Here is a 14716-nt window from a genome sequence, read left to right as displayed (position 1 = left end):
GCCGAGGCTCGTCGTGTCGCGTGCTCCGGTGCCGTCCGCGCGGGAAAATTCCTGCGCAGATGGGACTTTCGCGCGCGCCTCGATCCGGCGTCCTGTGTGCCCGCTCGTCCCCGGCTCATGGTGGTGGTCCGGCGTTCACGGCGGCGACGTGCCGCAGCCAGTCGGCGAGCGCCTGGAACCGCTGCCGATCGGGGTGGTGGAACACCACGGTGTCGGGATCCGTCGGCGCCGGCGCACCGTCCCCGTTGCCCGTCACGATCCGGAGCATGCCGTCGGTCTGCGGCAGCGCCGGGCGGAACTGCACGTCCGTCACATCCCGTAAGCGGATTCTCTTGGGCGTCAGCGGAACCGGTCCCAGAGCTCGCGCCACGGGGCCCTCCCGCAGGATCCACAGCCGGTCTCCCTGCACGACGATCTGGCCGCCCCACCCGTGGTACCGGTGCATCGGCAGCACCGGGTCGGGTGGGTCGGCGACCGGTCCGGGCGCCAGCCGCGGCACGGTCACCGGTGGCCCGTCGAGGGCGCGCCCGTCGATCTCGTCGGCCGGCGTCACCGACACCGTCACCTCGGCGGCCAGCCGGGATCCGCTCACCGCGGCACGAGCGGCTGTACGCAGCCCCCGCGCGGACAGGTGGGTCACGATCGGCAGCAGACGCGCGCTGGACCGCCGGCCGAGATACCCGCACGGGCGGTCGTCCACCCGCACCTCCACCAGCGCGCCGTCCGCGTCGTGCAGGGTGACGAGCAGGGCGTACTTGCCGGGCGGGTCGGCATAGGGGTGCAACAGGTCGAAGTGCTGTTCCTCCCCGGTGACCTGCAGGGTGCGACCCGCGGGCAGCAGGGTGTAGGGCACGTCCGGCGGATCGTTGCGGGGCACCAGCCGGGCCGGGGCGCCGAGGCTGACCGTGACGCGCGCGATGATGCGCCCGCTGCGGGCGGGGTCGTCGTTGTAGGTGCCCGCGTCCGCGGCCCAGATGCGGCCCGGTACCGTCGGCAGGTACCCGCCCGCGACGACGCGGCGCAGCACCGGCCCGTAGCGCAGCGCGTCGCCGTCGCCGAGGATCCCGAGCGTCAGCCCGTCGGCGCGCACGCTGACGCCGTGCGTCTCCGGCAGCAGGGACACGTCCCTCCGGATCTCGGCACCGGCCGGATCGAACGCCGCGCCGAGGGTCCGCACGATGTGGTCGGTCCACGCGAACTCGCCCTCGATCTCGGTGTCGAACCGATCCGGTCGGCACCCCCACAGCCGGTACGGAACCAACGTGTCGCTCAACCGAACTCCACACCCTGCGCCAGGGGGAGATCGTCGGAGAAGTTGATCGTGTTGGTGGCGCGGCGCATGTACGCCTTCCACGAGTCCGAACCCGACTCGCGTCCGCCGCCGGTCTCCTTCTCCCCGCCGAACGCGCCCCCGATCTCGGCGCCGGAGGTGCCGATGTTGACATTGGCGATGCCGCAGTCCGAGGCGGCGAGGAAACGCTCGGCCTCACGTTGGTCGGTGGTGAAGATCGACGAGGAAAGCCCCTGGGGCACTCCGTTGTGCAGGGCGATCGCCTCGCCGAAGTCGTCGTAGGTCAGCACGTAGAGGATCGGTGCGAACGTCTCCTCGCGGACCACCTCCGTCTGGGCCGGCATTCGCACGATCGCAGGCCGGACGTACACCCCGTCGCCGGGGACCTCGACCGGGTCCCCGCCCGTGACGACGATGCCGCCGTCGAGTTCGGCGCGTTCGAGTGCGGCCCGCATCGCGGCGTGGGCACGGCCGTCGATCAGCGGGCCGACGAGCACCCCCTCGCCGAACGGATCACCCACCCGCAGCCCCGAGTAGGCCTTGGCGATCCGCTCGGTCACTTCGTCGACGACCGAGCGATGGGCAATGAGCCGTCGCAGGGAGGTGCAACGCTGACCGGTGGTGCCGGCCGCGGCGAACACCACGGCCCGCACGGCGAGCTCGAGGTCGGCGGAGGGGCCGACGATCGCGCCGTTGTTGCCGCCGAGTTCGAGCAGGCAGCGCCCGAACCGCGCCGCCACCCGGGGCGCGACGATGCGACCCATCCTGATCGAACCCGTCGCACTGACCAGTGCGACGCGGGGGTCGTCGACCAGCGCCTCGCCGACGGCTGCATCGCCGACGAGGACGTGGTGCAGGCCGCCGGGGGCACCCACATCGCGGGTGGCCCGCTCGAGCAGGGCGTGGCAGGCCAGCGCCGTGAGCGGGGTCTTCTCCGACGGCTTCCACACCACCGGATCGCCGCACACCAGCGCGATCGCGGTGTTCCAGGACCACACGGCGACGGGGAAGTTGAACGCCGAGATCACCGCGACGACGCCCAGTGGATGCCAGGTTTCCATCAGCCGGTGGCCGGGGCGCTCCGACGGCATGGTGCGGCCGTAGAGCTGGCGCGCGAGGCCCACCGCGAATTCACAGATGTCGATCATCTCCTGCACCTCGCCGAGGGCCTCGGAGGGGATCTTCCCGGCCTCGAGCGTGACGAGTTCGGCAAGGTCGGACTTGTGCTCGCCGAGCAGCTCCCCGAGCCTGCGGACCAGCCGCCCCCGCACCGGCGCAGGGACCTGCCGCCAGCGCTCGAAGGCCGCGCTCGCCGCGGTGACCGCGGCATCGACATCCCCCGCGCTCGCCGGGTGCAGCCGCGCGAGCTCCGAACCGTCGATCGGACTGGTGACCGGGTGGGGGCCGTCGAGCGTGGGCGCGCCCGCCCCGCAGCGGCGCAGCGCGGCCGCGGCGCGATCGTGGAGATTGCCAGTCGGATTCATCGTCGATGTCCTTTCCGGGTCGGTTAGCCTGCGCTGATGGCGGAAAACTCCAAGGAGTCCCTGGACGAGATCGACCGGCTGCTCATGCGCGAATTGGTGGTGGACGGCCGGGCGACGCTGGCCACACTCGCCGAGAAGGCCGGATTGTCGATCTCCGCGGTGCAGTCCCGGGTCCGCCGCCTCGAAGCCCGGCAGGTGATCCGCGGGTACACGGCCAAGGTCGATCCCGAGGCACTCGGGCTGATGCTGTCGGCGTTCGTCGCGATCACCCCTCTCGACCCGTCCCAGCCGGACGATGCGCCGGCACGGTTGCGGCACATCGACGCCATCGAATCCTGCCACTCCGTGGCAGGGGACGAGAGCTACATCCTGCTCGTGCGCGTCGCCTCGCCGCGGGCGCTCGAACAACTCCTGCAGGAGATCCGCGCGACGGCGAACGTGGCCACCCGCAGCACAGTCATTCTCCAAACATTTTACGAACGATAGCGTGTCTGTGGATCGATCTTCCGGTATGCACCCGATATAGGGGGAAAACTAACGTACTCTCGTGGCATGAGCACTGCATTCCGACACCCGGACGGTGCCCGCGAGCTGCCCCCGAGCCGGGTACACGCCGTTCTGCGCGAACATCTGCTGGTGGACGGGTTCGATCTCGTCCTCGACCTCGACCGGTCGCGGGGGGTGCGGCTCGTCGACCAACGGGACGGCACGACCTACCTCGACATGTTCGGGTTCTTCGCGTCCTCCGCACTCGGGATGAACCACCCCGACATCGTCGACGACCCGGCGTTCACCGCCGAACTCACCGCGGCCGCCGCGAACAAGCCGAGCAACTCCGACATCTACACCGTGGCGATGGCCCGGTTCGTCGACACCTTCGCCCGGGTGCTCGGCGACCCGGCCCTGCCGCACCTGTTCTTCGTCGACGGCGGCGGACTCGCGGTGGAGAACGCACTCAAGGCGGCCTTCGACTGGAAGAGCCGGCTCAACGAGGCGCGCGGACTCGGCTCCGACCTCGGGGGCAGCGTTCTCCACCTCACCGAGGCGTTCCACGGCCGCACCGGTTACACGATGTCCCTCACCAACACGGACCCGGTGAAGACGGCCCGGTATCCCAAGTTCCGCTGGCCGCGCATCGACGCGCCCTACCTGGCCGACGATCGCGACGTCGAGGCCGCCGAGGCGCACGCACTGCAGCAGGCGCACCGGGCGTTCGCCGAGAATCCGCACGACATCGCGTGTTTCATCGCCGAACCCGTTCAGGGCGAGGGTGGCGACCATCACTTCCGGCCCGAGTTCTTCCAGGCCATGGCCGAACTGTGCCGCCGGCACGATGCGCTGCTGATCTTCGACGAGGTACAGACCGGCGTCGGGCTGACCGGAACTACGTGGGCGTACCAGCAGTTCGGCGTCGCCCCCGACATCGTCGCCTTCGGCAAGAAGACCCAGGTCTGCGGCATCATGGCCGGTGGCCGGATCGACGAGATCCCCGACAACGTCTTCGCCGTGTCGTCGCGGCTGAACTCCACGTGGGGCGGCAACCTGACCGACATGGTCCGTGCGCGGCGGATTCTCGAGGTGATCGAGCGGGACCGCCTCGTCGACCGCGCACGGATGACGGGGGCGCACCTGCTGTCCGGGCTGAAGCAGCTCGCCGTCCGCCACCGGCTGGTCGGCGAGCCCCGAGGGCGCGGCCTGATGTGTGCGTTCACCCTGCCCACGCCGGCCGTGCGCGACGCCGTGCTCACCCACCTGCGGGTCGACGAGCACGTGCTGATGATCGGCACCGGGCAGCGCGGCATCCGGTTCCGGCCGCCGCTGACGGTCACCACCGCCGAACTGGACGAGGCACTCGACGCCCTGGACCGGGTCTTGGGGGCGGTCGCGCGGACCTGACGGGGTCGCCCGGGGGCGGCGGAGGTGGCCCGCTCGTTGCGCGATCACAGAACCGTCCATCGGGTTCCCGGTCAGGACCCGGCGTCGACGCGGAACGGCAGGGTGACGTCGACGGTCGTGCCTCCGCCCTCGGGGCTGTCGAGGACGAACTCGCCGCCGAGCGCCGCGGTCCGATCGCGCAGCCCGTCCAGGCCGCCACCGGGTGTGGCTCGCGCACCGCCGTGCCCGTTGTCCCGGATCGTCATGCGCAGCATGTCGCCCGCCCGGTGCAGGCCGATCCGGACGACGGAGGCCCCGGAGTGCTTACCGGCGTTGGTGACCGCCTCCGCGCCGATGAGGTACGCGGCGAGTTCGACGGGGGCCGAGGGCCGTTCGTCGAGTGTGTCGTCGATGTCCACGGGCACGGGTGCCCGCTCGGCCAGCGATCGCAGCGCCGCCGCGAGCCCGCGCTCGGTGAGCGCCGCCGGGTACACGCCTCTGGCGAGCTCGCGCAGTTCCCGCAGTGCGACGTCGAGTTCGGCAGCACCGTCCGCGAGCAGCCGCCGCACGGTCGGCTCGTCCCCGGCACGCTGCGCACGGCGCAGCAGCAGCGACGCGGCGACGAGACGCTGCTGCGCACCGTCGTGCAGGTCGCGCTCGAGACGCCGGCGCTGGACGTCGCCGGCCGTGACGATCCGTTCGCGGGAGCGCCGCACCTCGTCGAGCCGGAGCTGCAGGTCCGCGTGCAGTCGCTCGTGCTCGAGAGCCAGCGCGGTGGCGCTGCGGACCGCGGCGAGCAGCTCGGGCTGCGTCTCGAGCGACGGGTCGTACACGAGCGCGCCCACCGGTGTGCCGGCGCGCTCGAGGACGGTCGCCGCCCGGGAGTCCGACCGGCGGGGCAGAGCACGCACCGCACCGTCCGGATCGACGTACGCCGCCCGCTCCGGGACGTACGTCCACAGCACCAGGCTGGGATCGTGCACGGCGCGTCGGAGCGCGTCGACGAACCCCAGACCGAGCGGTGCGGTGCCGATCTCGACCATCGCGTCGCTGACCGCAGCTCGTGCGAGCCGATACCGGACGAGGCCGACCGCGACCGCCAGCGGGAACAACGCCGTGGCCGGGTAGCGCAGGTTGAGCACCCAGGTCGGGGGCGACCACGGCAGGTTCACCGCGCTGGAGAGCACGGCGAGCGTGATCACCGCCGAGAGACCGTATGCGATGCCGAGGGGCGCGAACCCGGACCGGTACGCCGGCGACCCCGACCGCCAGCGCGCGACCACCACCACCACGAGTGTCACCACGATCAGGAACGCGCAGAACCCGACGACGAGCTGCACGATCCGTGCAAGGGCCGGGTCATCGCGCAGGAGAAGCAAATTCGTCGACGTCGACGGGGACGCCGCGGGTGCGGTCCGCGGATCGAAGAACAGCCACTCGGCCACGATGCCGACCGTGGCGAGAATCCAGGCGGCACCGACGAACACGCGCTGCCACGGTCGTTCCAGCCGACCGGTCGGGAACCCCACGAGAGCCTGGAGCAGGACGGGCAGGTACAGGTTCGTCGCCACCACGCCGACGGTGAAGGCCACGGGCTCGCCGGAGCGTCGCAGACCACCGAGGAACCACAGCAGGCCGGCGATGAGGACGAGGGGACCGGTCAGGTCGTGCGGGCGGGTGTTCCACGCGATCGCTCCGGCCACGACGAACGCCACACCGGCGCCGAGGAACAACCCGAGTTCGGTCGGGCCGAACACCGGCAGGAACGGGCCCTCGGCGGCAGCGAAGGACTCGCGCGGTCCGAGCAGGAGCGTGCGCGCCGGATCCCGCAGTCCCGTCGGCGAGCGGTCCACTGCCGCGGCGATCGACGCGACGAGCACCACGGTGACCACGACGAGCAGCTGAATCACCCGTTGCCGCACCCCGGCCTCCTCCTGGACCGTCTCAGTCTCCTCCCACGTCGACGCGGGCACCACCGTGCTGGCACGGATCGCCTCAGGTGTCACCACGGTGCCGGAATCCGGTGTCACCACGGATCCGCCGAACGGGCAGCGACAGCCACAGTCGTGACGTGTGCGGAACTCGCCGGAACACCCCGGAAAGCAGAAGCGAGTGCGCCTCGCGAAAACCGAAGGAGAAATCCCATGCTGTTCGCCGTCATCGTCAATGCCCTCGTCAACCTGCCGGCACTGGTGCTCCCCAGCGACGTGACCATCGAGTACGACCTCCGCGCTCTCACGCGGTAGCGGGCGAGTCCGCCGAGGAAGCGGGCACGACAGCCTGAATCGACCCGGCTAGGGTGGGCCCATGTCGGACTCCGCCGCCGGTAGCCCTGCCCGAACGTCCGGGCCCGGGCTCGAACCGAAGTCGATCCCGAACCTGCGCGACATCGGCGGGTGGGCCACCCGGGACGGTGCGTCGGTGCGACGGGGCGTGGTGTACCGCTCGACCGACCTGAGCCGGGTCACCGACGCGGATGCACGCGTACTCGAAGGCCTCGGCCTGACGGCGGTCGTGGATCTGCGCACGGCCGCGGAACGGGAGGCGGCGCCCGACCGGATGCCGGCCGGCGCCCGGCATCTACCCCTCGACGTGCTCGCCGATCGTGAGCACGGTTCGATTGCCGCGCACATGAAGGAGTTGCTGACCGACGCCGCGTTCGCCCGGGAGATTCTCGGGGACGGCCGCGGAGCCGACTACCTGCGGGGCAGTTACCGCGACTTCGTGCTGCTGCCGAGCGCCCGGGCAGCGTATCGGACGCTGCTGCACTCGCTGCTCGCCGACGACGGTGCCCCGGTTCTCGTGCACTGCACCACCGGCAAGGACCGCACCGGCTGGGCCGCAGCGGTGCTCCTGCGGGCGGTCGGTGTCGAGGTCGACTCGGTGTTCGAGGACTACCTCCTGACCAACGAGTTGCTGCTGCCGGTGTTCGAACCGATCCTCGCGGCGCTCACCGAGAAGGGGGTGGACCGTACGGACCTCGAATCCGTTCTCGGCGTCCGCGCCGAGTACCTCGAGGTGGCGTTCGCGACGGCGGAGGACACGTTCGGGTCGTTCGACCGGTACCTCGACGAGGGCCTGGGGCTCACGAACACCGATCGGGACCGTCTCGGGCAGGCTCTACTGGGGTGAGATCCGGACCGGCGGTACCGCGCGGATCATCCGACGCGGCCGTCCAACTCGCGCACCAGCCGCGCCGGTGCCGTGACCCGGAACGACATGTCGAGCAACTCGGCGACCTCGTCCCAGTCGACGTCGGCCCGATCCAGATCGAACCCGATCCATCCCGACGGACCCAGATACGCCGGAGTGAAGGTGTGTCGCTGCCCGAGCAGAGCGTCGTGCTCGGCGGTGTCCGGTTTGACGAGCAGAGACCGCGGGAATTGCGCGCCCGTGGCCTTCACCGACCCGCCGTACACGGCGAACGCAGTCTTCGTGTAGAAGAACGGCCTGCCGTGCGAGATCTTCTCGGCGGCGCCCGGGAAGGTCAGTGCCAGCCCACGTACCCGTGCCAGCAGCGGATCGGACTCGTCGAACATGACGGGATGCGGCATGCGCGCAGCGTACCGCCCGGAGGCGACACCACGGCCGGCGTCCGTTCTCGGTGATCGCGGCAGCGGGGAAGTCGTCCCGGCGGACGCGGGCAGCTACGCCCGTGCTCGGGAACGACGACGCACCGCGGCATACAGCGCGATGCCGAGCAGCGCCCCGGCCAGGTCCGCGCACCAGTCCCACACCGACCCCGACCGGCGCACCGCGACGGCGGCCTGGAGGACCTCGGTGAGCGCCGCGTACACCGCGAGCCAGAGGACGGTCGCGGCGGGCGGGATGCGGGCGAAGCGGGAGGTGTACGCGAGTACCGCGAACATCAGCGCGTGCGTGATCTTGTCGGCGTGCGGGAAGCCGGACGGGGTCGCATCGCCCGGCAGCATGAGTAGCACGGTGACGACCACGAGCGTGAGCGTCACCGGCGCGAACCGGGCGGTCATGGACCTTCGGTGACCGTCATGCCCAAGGCGCCCTCGGCGAACCGTCGCACCGCGGCCGAACCCGCGGCCAGGGCGTCGGAGCAGCCGGGTTCGGCCGTGCCGGTCAGTGTCCCGTCGGGACGCAGTTCGACGGTGGCTTCGACGCCGGCGGTCGTCGCCTCCCGCACCGACCAGCGGTAGCCGGTGTCTGCGGCCCACGCCTCGGGGTCCTCGGCGAGCAGATACCAGTTGCCCGCGTTGATCTCGACGGGCTCCACTCAGCAGCCACCCTTCGTGCCCTTGGTCGCGGAGAACAGGATTCCCGCGACCGGGATCAGCAGGAACCACAGCCAGTTGTCGAAGACGAAGAACAGCACCAGCGCGACGAACGGGACCAGCGCCATGGCGGTGGTGCGCCACTTCTCCCACTGCTCGGCCTTCGCGGTGTCCTTCACCGGCGCAGGCGTGTTCGGGGTGGAGGGGGGAAGATCGGTGAACAGGGCGTCGAGTTCGGCACGGGTGGTGGCGGCCGCCGCCTTGGCGCTGCGCTCGTCGAATTCGGTGAGGGTGAGCCGGCCGGCACCGAAGTGCTCGCCGAGCAGGTTCAGCGCCTGCTCGCGTTCGACGGTGCCGATACGGACCTCGGGGGAGTCGGCCATGGGTCCACAGTAGTGGGTCGTCAGCCGCCCGACCCGCCGGTGCCGGTCCGAAATGCTCTGGAGATGATCAGGATCAGCGCGACCGCGGAGATCAGCAGCGCCACCGGATGCCGCAGGACCAGCGCCGGGGCGACGGCGAACATGCTCATCGCCAGCAGCCACACCACGTCGGGGACGTCGCGGGGGGCGGGCGGTTGCGGTTCCCGGGGGGCGGGGACCGGAGGGCCGTCGCGCAGGAAGGCCGGCTCGGCCGGGCGGGGCCGCCCGGTGCGGGCGCGGACGGCGAGGACGGCGACGGTGGCGGCGGCGCCCGCACCTGTCATGATCCACACGCCCGGTTCCAGGAGTTCGTGGAGCGCGAACAGTCCGAGCACCACGACCGGGACCAGAAGCCACCACCCGCGCCGGTGCGCGTCGGTCCGGCCGGTCACGGGAGGCAGGTCGGTGAACAGCAGTGCGAGGTCGCGGCGGGTGGTGGCGGCGGCAATGCGACCGCTGCGGTCCTCGAACTCGGCGAGGGTGAGGCGGCCGGCACCGAAGTGCTCGCCGAGCAGGCGCTGAGCCTGCTCGCGCTCGACCGTGCCGACACGGATCTCCGGTGAATCGGCCATGTCACCACCCTAGACCCGGGACGGGCGACGGCGCGCCCCCGGAATCCTCGGATTCCCGGGGCGCGCCGTCGCACGCGGGACTACTTGAGCTCGGCGAGCACCGTGCCCTGGGTGATGGCGGCGCCCGGCTCGACCGCCAGGCCCGTGACGACACCGGCCTTGTGCGCGTTGACCGGGTTCTCCATCTTCATGGCCTCGAGCACCACGATCAGGTCGCCCTCGGCGACCTCCTGGCCCTCGGAGACCGCGACCTTGACGACGGTGCCCTGCATCGGCGCGGTGACCGCGTCACCCGAGGCCTTGCCTCCGTGGGCACCCCCGCGCTTGCGCGGCTTCGGCTTCTTGCGGAGCGCGCCACCGGCGGCAGCGCCACCGGCGCCGAGGGTGAACTGGCCGGGCAGCGACACCTCGACGCGACGACCGCCGACCTCGACGACGACGTTCTGCCGCGGCAGGGCCTCGTCCTCGTCCTCGGTTGCTGCCGCACCGCCGGTGTACGGCTCGACGGTGTTCTCCCACTCGGTTTCGATCCACTTGGTGTACACGTCGAACTTCTCGCCGTCCCCGACGAACGCGGGGTGCTCGACGATGTGCCGGTGGAACGGGATCACGGTGGCCAGGCCGTCGACCTCGAACTCGGCCAGGGCACGACGGGCGCGCTCGAGCGCCTGCTGCCGGGTCTCACCCGTGACGATCAGCTTGGCGAGCATCGAGTCGAACTGGCCACCGATGACGTCGCCGGCGACGACACCGGAGTCGACGCGCACGCCGGGGCCCGTGGGCTCCTTGTACACGCTGATCGGGCCGGGGGCCGGCAGGAAGCCGCGGCCGGCATCCTCGCCGTTGATGCGGAACTCGAACGAGTGCCCGCGCGGGGTCGGGTCCTCGGTGATCTCGAGCTTCTCGCCGTTGGCGATGCGGAACTGCTGGCGCACCAGGTCGATGCCGGCGGTCTCCTCGGTGACCGGGTGCTCGACCTGCAGGCGGGTGTTGACCTCGAGGAAGGAGACGGTGTCGCCCTGGACGAGGTACTCGACCGTGCCGGCGCCGTAGTAGCCGGCCTCGCGGCAGATGGCCTTGGCGGACTCGTGGATGCGCCGGCGCTGCTCGTCGGTCAGGAACGGCGCGGGGGCCTCCTCGACGAGCTTCTGGAAGCGGCGCTGCAGCGAGCAGTCGCGGGTGCCGGCGACGATGACGTTGCCGTGCTGGTCGGCGATGACCTGCGCCTCGACGTGGCGGGCCTTGTCGAGGTACTGCTCGACGAAGCACTCGCCGCGGCCGAAGGCGGCGACGGCCTCACGGGTCGCGGACTCGAACAGCTCGGGGATCTCCTCGATGGAGTGCGCGACCTTCATGCCGCGGCCGCCACCACCGAAGGCCGCCTTGATCGCGACCGGCACGCCGTACTGCTTCGCGAACTCCACGACCTCGTCGGCGTTCTTCACGGGATCCTTGGTGCCGGCGGCCATCGGCGCCTGGGCGCGCTCGGCGATGTGTCGTGCGGTGACCTTGTCGCCGAGGTCGCGGATGGACTGCGGGGAGGGGCCGATCCAGATCAGGCCGGCGTCGATCACGGCCTGGGCGAAGTCGGCGTTCTCGGACAGGAAGCCGTAGCCGGGGTGGATCGCGTCGGCGCCGGACTTGCGGGCGGCGTCGAGGATCTTGTCGAACACCAGGTAGGACTCGGCGGAGGTCTGGCCGCCGAGTGCGAATGCCTCGTCGGCGAGCTTCACGAACTGGGCGTCGGCGTCGGGTTCTGCGTAGACGGCCACGCTCCCGTAACCGGCGTCCTTGGCGGCTCGGATGACCCGCACAGCGATCTCGCCGCGGTTGGCGACGAGCACCTTCGTGATGTGCGCGCTGGCATGACTGGGCACGGAGCCTCCTGTTGATCGATCGTTAGGTTATTGCCGTCTCTGGGAGTGTATGCGCCAATCCGATAGACGATGTAACCGGATAGCCACTCCACCTTACGGGGCGCCCGGAACCCGGGAACGTTACCGGCCGGTAGTCGGAGCGCCCCGGTTCCCGCGTTCCGGCGTGTCCCACTCGCGGTCCTCGCTCACCTCGTGCATCAAGGTCCGGACCCGTTCGACGAACGGCGGCACGTTGGCCGCGGCGGTCGGCGTGTCGGGGAACCGGCCCGCCAGGTTGACTCCCTTCGGGCTGCGGTTGAACCACAGGAACACGTCGTGTGTGTAGCTGCGGCTGCGCAGCGTCCGCGCGTTCCACTGCGGCCACTGCGCGGCCATGGGGACGAAGCGAATGTCCATGTACGACACCAGGAATCGAGGTCGCATGGGTATCCCCAGCAGTTCGCCGACCAGGTCGAACGGCACCCGGGCGCTCGCCCGGGTGCGGCGCAGTTCGGCACCGGCGCGCGCCGCGAGCGTCGCGAAGTCCGCGGTCCCGGTCGTGTCGATCTCGACCGGACGCAATCCCACGAACCAGCCGAGGGCCCCGGCCCACATCGGGCCGCTGCGGGTGTGGGCGGGCGCGATCGTCCGGAACTGTTCGACACCCGCGAGTTCGACCGCGGCACGGGCGAGGCACGCGAGCGTGCCGGCGAGGAACCCGTGCCCGGCCTCCCGGCAGCGGGCGGCGAACCGGTTGGCCCGGTCGTCGTCGAGCATCCGCACGGACAGCCGACGCTGCGGCGACGCACCGGCCGGCCGGGGGCCGAGGGGTAACGGGAACTCGGGCATCCCACCGCCGCCGGCGGTCAGGGCGTCTCGCCAGATCCGCACGGCCTCGTGGTCGCCGGCCAGATCCGCGGCGTCGGCCCGTTCCGTGGCACCGAAGTCGATGTAGCTGCCCACGGGAAACAACCCGGCCGGCCGGCCGGTCCGCTCCTGCTCGTACAGGGCGGTGATCTCGTGGGCGACCAGGACGACCGAGTAGGCGTCGGCCACGGCATGGTCCGCGGCGAAGAACACCGTGAACGACGGGCCGGACGCGTCCACGTCCTCGGGTTCGAGGGTGGCGAAGACGTACGCCGGCCACGTGTGCGGCTCGGTGCAGTCGGCCAGCAGCTGCTCGAGGTGCTCGCAGATGTCGTCCGGAGCGGAGGGCAGGTGCCGGATGAACCGGACCGACACCGCACCGGCGGGTGTGGTGCGCCGGATCGCGCCGCCGGCGGCTGCGTCGCCGCTCAGGGTGACGTGGCTGCGCAGCGGTTCGTGGCGGTCGATCCAGCGCTCGAGGGCGCGCCGGAACGGTTCCGGCTCGAGATGCCCCCGGACCTCGAAGGCGGTACCCAGCCACGCATCCGGAACGTCGCCGTAACGGCTGCCCGCGGTGCGGCGCAGATGCGCCTCGTGGACGTGCGACACCGGCCGCGGATCGGTCCTCCAGGCATCCTCCGCAGCGCACGGCAGCCATTCGGTCAGTACACCCGCCGGGATCGGGTAGTCCGCCAGCTCGGTGAACTCCATGACTTCTCAGGCGCGCAGGTGCCGCTTGATGCGCGCGAGCATTGCGCTCATCCCCCGCAGGCGCAGCGGGCTGACCGCGTCGGCCAGGCCGAGGGCCGAGTAGAAATCGTCGGGGACCCCGAGGATCTGTTCGGCACTGAGACCGTCGAGCCCCTGATGCAGGATGGAGGCGAAGCCGCGGGTGGTCGGGGCCTCGGGGGGCGCGCTGAAGTGCAGCCGCACATGCTCACGGTCGGCCGTGTCGACGGACAGGAACAGCGGTGACTGGCACTCGGGCACCGGCTCCATGGCCGCTTCCTCGAGTTCGGTGGGAATCGGCGGAAGTTCCCGGCTGAACTCGAGCAGCAGCTGCAGCTTGTCCTGACCTTCGACCGCGGCGAAGTCGTCGACGATCTCGGCGAGAGGTGCGGGCAGAGTCACCGGGCCGGCACCTCTCCGGGCTCCTCGCCCTTGACGATCGGCACCCGTACCGCATTGCCCCACTCGGTCCACGATCCGTCGTAGTTGCGGACGTGCTCGTAGCCGAGCAGGTGGGTCAGCACGAACCACGTGTGGCTCGACCGTTCGCCGATGCGGCAGTACGCGATGACGTCGGCGTCCCGCGCGATGTCGGCGTAGATCTCCTCGAGTTCGGCGCGCGACCGGAACCGGCTGTCCGGTGCCGCTGCCCGCGCCCACGGAATGGACACCGCGGTGGGGATGTGCCCGCCGCGCAGCGCGCCTTCCTCGGGGTAGTCCGGCATGTGGGTGCGCTCGCCCGTGTACTCCTGCGGCGAGCGCACGTCCACGAGCGGTCCCTTGCCGAGATGGTCCAGGACGTCGTCCTTGAACGCGCGGATCGCGGCGTCGTCCCGCTCGACCACCGGGTAGCCGCTGGTGGTGCTCACCGGGATGTCGAGGGTGGTGTCGCGGTTCTCGGCGATCCAGGCGTCGCGGCCGCCGTCGAGCAGGCGCACGTCCTCGTGACCGAACAGCGTGAACACCCACAGCGCGTAGGCGGCCCACCAGTTCGACTTGTCGCCGTAGATGACGACCGTGTCGGTGCGACGGATGCCCTTGCGGTCCATCAGGGCGGCGAACTGGGCGCCGTCGATGTAGTCGCGGGTGACCGGGTCGTTGAGGTCGAGGTGCCAGTCGATCTTCACAGCGCCGGGGATGTGGCCGACGTCGTAGAGCAGCACATCCTCGTCCGATTCGACGACCTTCACCTCGGGTGCACCCAGGTGGGCGGACAGCCACTCCGTCGACACCAGGCGGGTCGGATCGGCGTAGGCGGCGAAGGACGGGTTGGCGTCGGGCGCGACGGGCACAAGTGGCTCCTGAGGCAGTGGTGGACAGTTCGGTTATCGACAATCCGTGACGACGTGCGCCGTCGATTCTAGGCGGTACCGTCG

Annotated in this window: 15 protein-coding genes; 3 read left to right on the top strand and 12 right to left on the bottom strand. The window is 71.0% G+C overall.

All coding sequences use genetic code 11. The features are described 5' to 3' along the window. Positions 1-115 precede the first annotated feature (115 nt). Entirely contained in the window at positions 116-1273 is a 1158-nt protein-coding gene (locus AC2IPW_RS16315) for a hypothetical protein (protein ID WP_486375208.1), read from the bottom strand. Continuing rightward, on the bottom strand, positions 1270-2775 hold the full coding sequence (gene amaB / locus AC2IPW_RS16310) for an L-piperidine-6-carboxylate dehydrogenase (RefSeq protein WP_486375207.1): 1506 nt from the start codon (positions 2773-2775) through the stop codon (positions 1270-1272). The genes AC2IPW_RS16315 and amaB overlap by 4 nt, the downstream gene beginning before the upstream one ends. Positions 2776-2811: 36 nt before the next feature. On the opposite strand from amaB, the gene AC2IPW_RS16305 reads away from it, so the two are divergent. Both AC2IPW_RS16305 and lat read left to right on the top strand, forming a co-directional pair. Then, the gene (locus AC2IPW_RS16305; RefSeq protein WP_054372167.1) at positions 2812-3261 is read left to right on the top strand and encodes an Lrp/AsnC family transcriptional regulator; all 450 of its coding nucleotides are present in this window, start codon (positions 2812-2814) and stop codon (positions 3259-3261) included. Between the two features lie 66 nt (positions 3262-3327). After that, the gene (lat, locus tag AC2IPW_RS16300; protein ID WP_486375206.1) at positions 3328-4671 is read left to right on the top strand and encodes an L-lysine 6-transaminase; all 1344 of its coding nucleotides are present in this window, start codon (positions 3328-3330) and stop codon (positions 4669-4671) included. Between the two features lie 71 nt (positions 4672-4742). Here the strand turns inward: lat and AC2IPW_RS16295 are convergent, their stop codons facing one another. Continuing rightward, positions 4743-6680 (bottom strand): sensor histidine kinase, encoded by a 1938-nt coding sequence (locus AC2IPW_RS16295; RefSeq protein ID WP_486375205.1) that lies wholly within the window; start codon positions 6678-6680, stop codon positions 4743-4745. Between the two features lie 277 nt (positions 6681-6957). On the opposite strand from AC2IPW_RS16295, the gene AC2IPW_RS16290 reads away from it, so the two are divergent. Then, a complete protein-coding gene (locus AC2IPW_RS16290) occupies positions 6958-7782 on the top strand; it encodes a tyrosine-protein phosphatase (protein WP_486375204.1) in 825 nt (274 codons plus the stop codon). A gap of 26 nt (positions 7783-7808) precedes the next feature. Here the strand turns inward: AC2IPW_RS16290 and AC2IPW_RS16285 are convergent, their stop codons facing one another. From AC2IPW_RS16285 to AC2IPW_RS16245, 9 genes are all read right to left on the bottom strand, one after another. Beyond that, complete coding sequence (locus AC2IPW_RS16285; RefSeq protein WP_450120461.1) at positions 7809-8204, bottom strand: MmcQ/YjbR family DNA-binding protein; 396 nt, start codon at positions 8202-8204, stop codon at positions 7809-7811. 93 nt (positions 8205-8297) lie between these two features. Next, positions 8298-8639, bottom strand: coding sequence for a VanZ family protein (locus AC2IPW_RS16280; RefSeq protein WP_486375203.1), 342 nt, complete (start codon positions 8637-8639; stop codon positions 8298-8300). Next, the gene (locus AC2IPW_RS16275) at positions 8636-8896 is read right to left on the bottom strand and encodes a hypothetical protein (protein ID WP_486375202.1); all 261 of its coding nucleotides are present in this window, start codon (positions 8894-8896) and stop codon (positions 8636-8638) included. The genes AC2IPW_RS16280 and AC2IPW_RS16275 overlap by 4 nt, the downstream gene beginning before the upstream one ends. Beyond that, complete coding sequence (locus AC2IPW_RS16270; RefSeq protein ID WP_486375201.1) at positions 8897-9277, bottom strand: DUF1707 SHOCT-like domain-containing protein; 381 nt, start codon at positions 9275-9277, stop codon at positions 8897-8899. 20 nt (positions 9278-9297) lie between these two features. Beyond that, positions 9298-9888: a DUF1707 SHOCT-like domain-containing protein gene (locus AC2IPW_RS16265; protein WP_486375200.1), complete on the bottom strand. Its 591-nt coding sequence runs from the start codon at positions 9886-9888 to the stop codon at positions 9298-9300. Between the two features lie 80 nt (positions 9889-9968). Continuing rightward, a complete protein-coding gene (locus AC2IPW_RS16260; protein WP_054372175.1) occupies positions 9969-11765 on the bottom strand; it encodes an acetyl/propionyl/methylcrotonyl-CoA carboxylase subunit alpha in 1797 nt (598 codons plus the stop codon). A 120-nt stretch (positions 11766-11885) separates the two neighbouring features. After that, complete coding sequence (locus AC2IPW_RS16255; protein WP_450120459.1) at positions 11886-13322, bottom strand: condensation domain-containing protein; 1437 nt, start codon at positions 13320-13322, stop codon at positions 11886-11888. 6 nt (positions 13323-13328) lie between these two features. Beyond that, a complete protein-coding gene (locus tag AC2IPW_RS16250) occupies positions 13329-13742 on the bottom strand; it encodes a SufE family protein (RefSeq protein ID WP_289378718.1) in 414 nt (137 codons plus the stop codon). Beyond that, positions 13739-14632: a sulfurtransferase gene (locus AC2IPW_RS16245; protein ID WP_054372178.1), complete on the bottom strand. Its 894-nt coding sequence runs from the start codon at positions 14630-14632 to the stop codon at positions 13739-13741. The genes AC2IPW_RS16250 and AC2IPW_RS16245 overlap by 4 nt, the downstream gene beginning before the upstream one ends. Positions 14633-14716: the final 84 nt, after the last annotated feature.

The organism is Rhodococcus sp. NS-SX18 (assembly GCF_057367935.1).
The sequence above is the reverse complement of the archived record's forward strand: the minus strand, read 5'-3'. Positions and strand labels throughout refer to the sequence as shown.

What these genes read in the sequence shown, in the direction of transcription:
- AC2IPW_RS16305 (WP_054372167.1), top strand. Translation starts at nt 2,812, where the DNA reads ATGGCGGAAAACTCCAAGGAGTCCCTGGACGAGATCGACCGGCTGCTC.
- AC2IPW_RS16280 (WP_486375203.1), bottom strand. Translation starts at nt 8,639, where the DNA reads ATGACCGCCCGGTTCGCGCCGGTGACGCTCACGCTCGTGGTCGTCACC.
- AC2IPW_RS16290 (WP_486375204.1), top strand. Translation starts at nt 6,958, where the DNA reads ATGTCGGACTCCGCCGCCGGTAGCCCTGCCCGAACGTCCGGGCCCGGG.
- AC2IPW_RS16265 (WP_486375200.1), bottom strand. Translation starts at nt 9,888, where the DNA reads ATGGCCGATTCACCGGAGATCCGTGTCGGCACGGTCGAGCGCGAGCAG.
- amaB (WP_486375207.1), bottom strand. Translation starts at nt 2,775, where the DNA reads ATGAATCCGACTGGCAATCTCCACGATCGCGCCGCGGCCGCGCTGCGC.
- AC2IPW_RS16285 (WP_450120461.1), bottom strand. Translation starts at nt 8,204, where the DNA reads ATGCCGCATCCCGTCATGTTCGACGAGTCCGATCCGCTGCTGGCACGG.
- AC2IPW_RS16270 (WP_486375201.1), bottom strand. Translation starts at nt 9,277, where the DNA reads ATGGCCGACTCCCCCGAGGTCCGTATCGGCACCGTCGAACGCGAGCAG.
- lat (WP_486375206.1), top strand. Translation starts at nt 3,328, where the DNA reads ATGAGCACTGCATTCCGACACCCGGACGGTGCCCGCGAGCTGCCCCCG.
- AC2IPW_RS16255 (WP_450120459.1), bottom strand. Translation starts at nt 13,322, where the DNA reads ATGGAGTTCACCGAGCTGGCGGACTACCCGATCCCGGCGGGTGTACTG.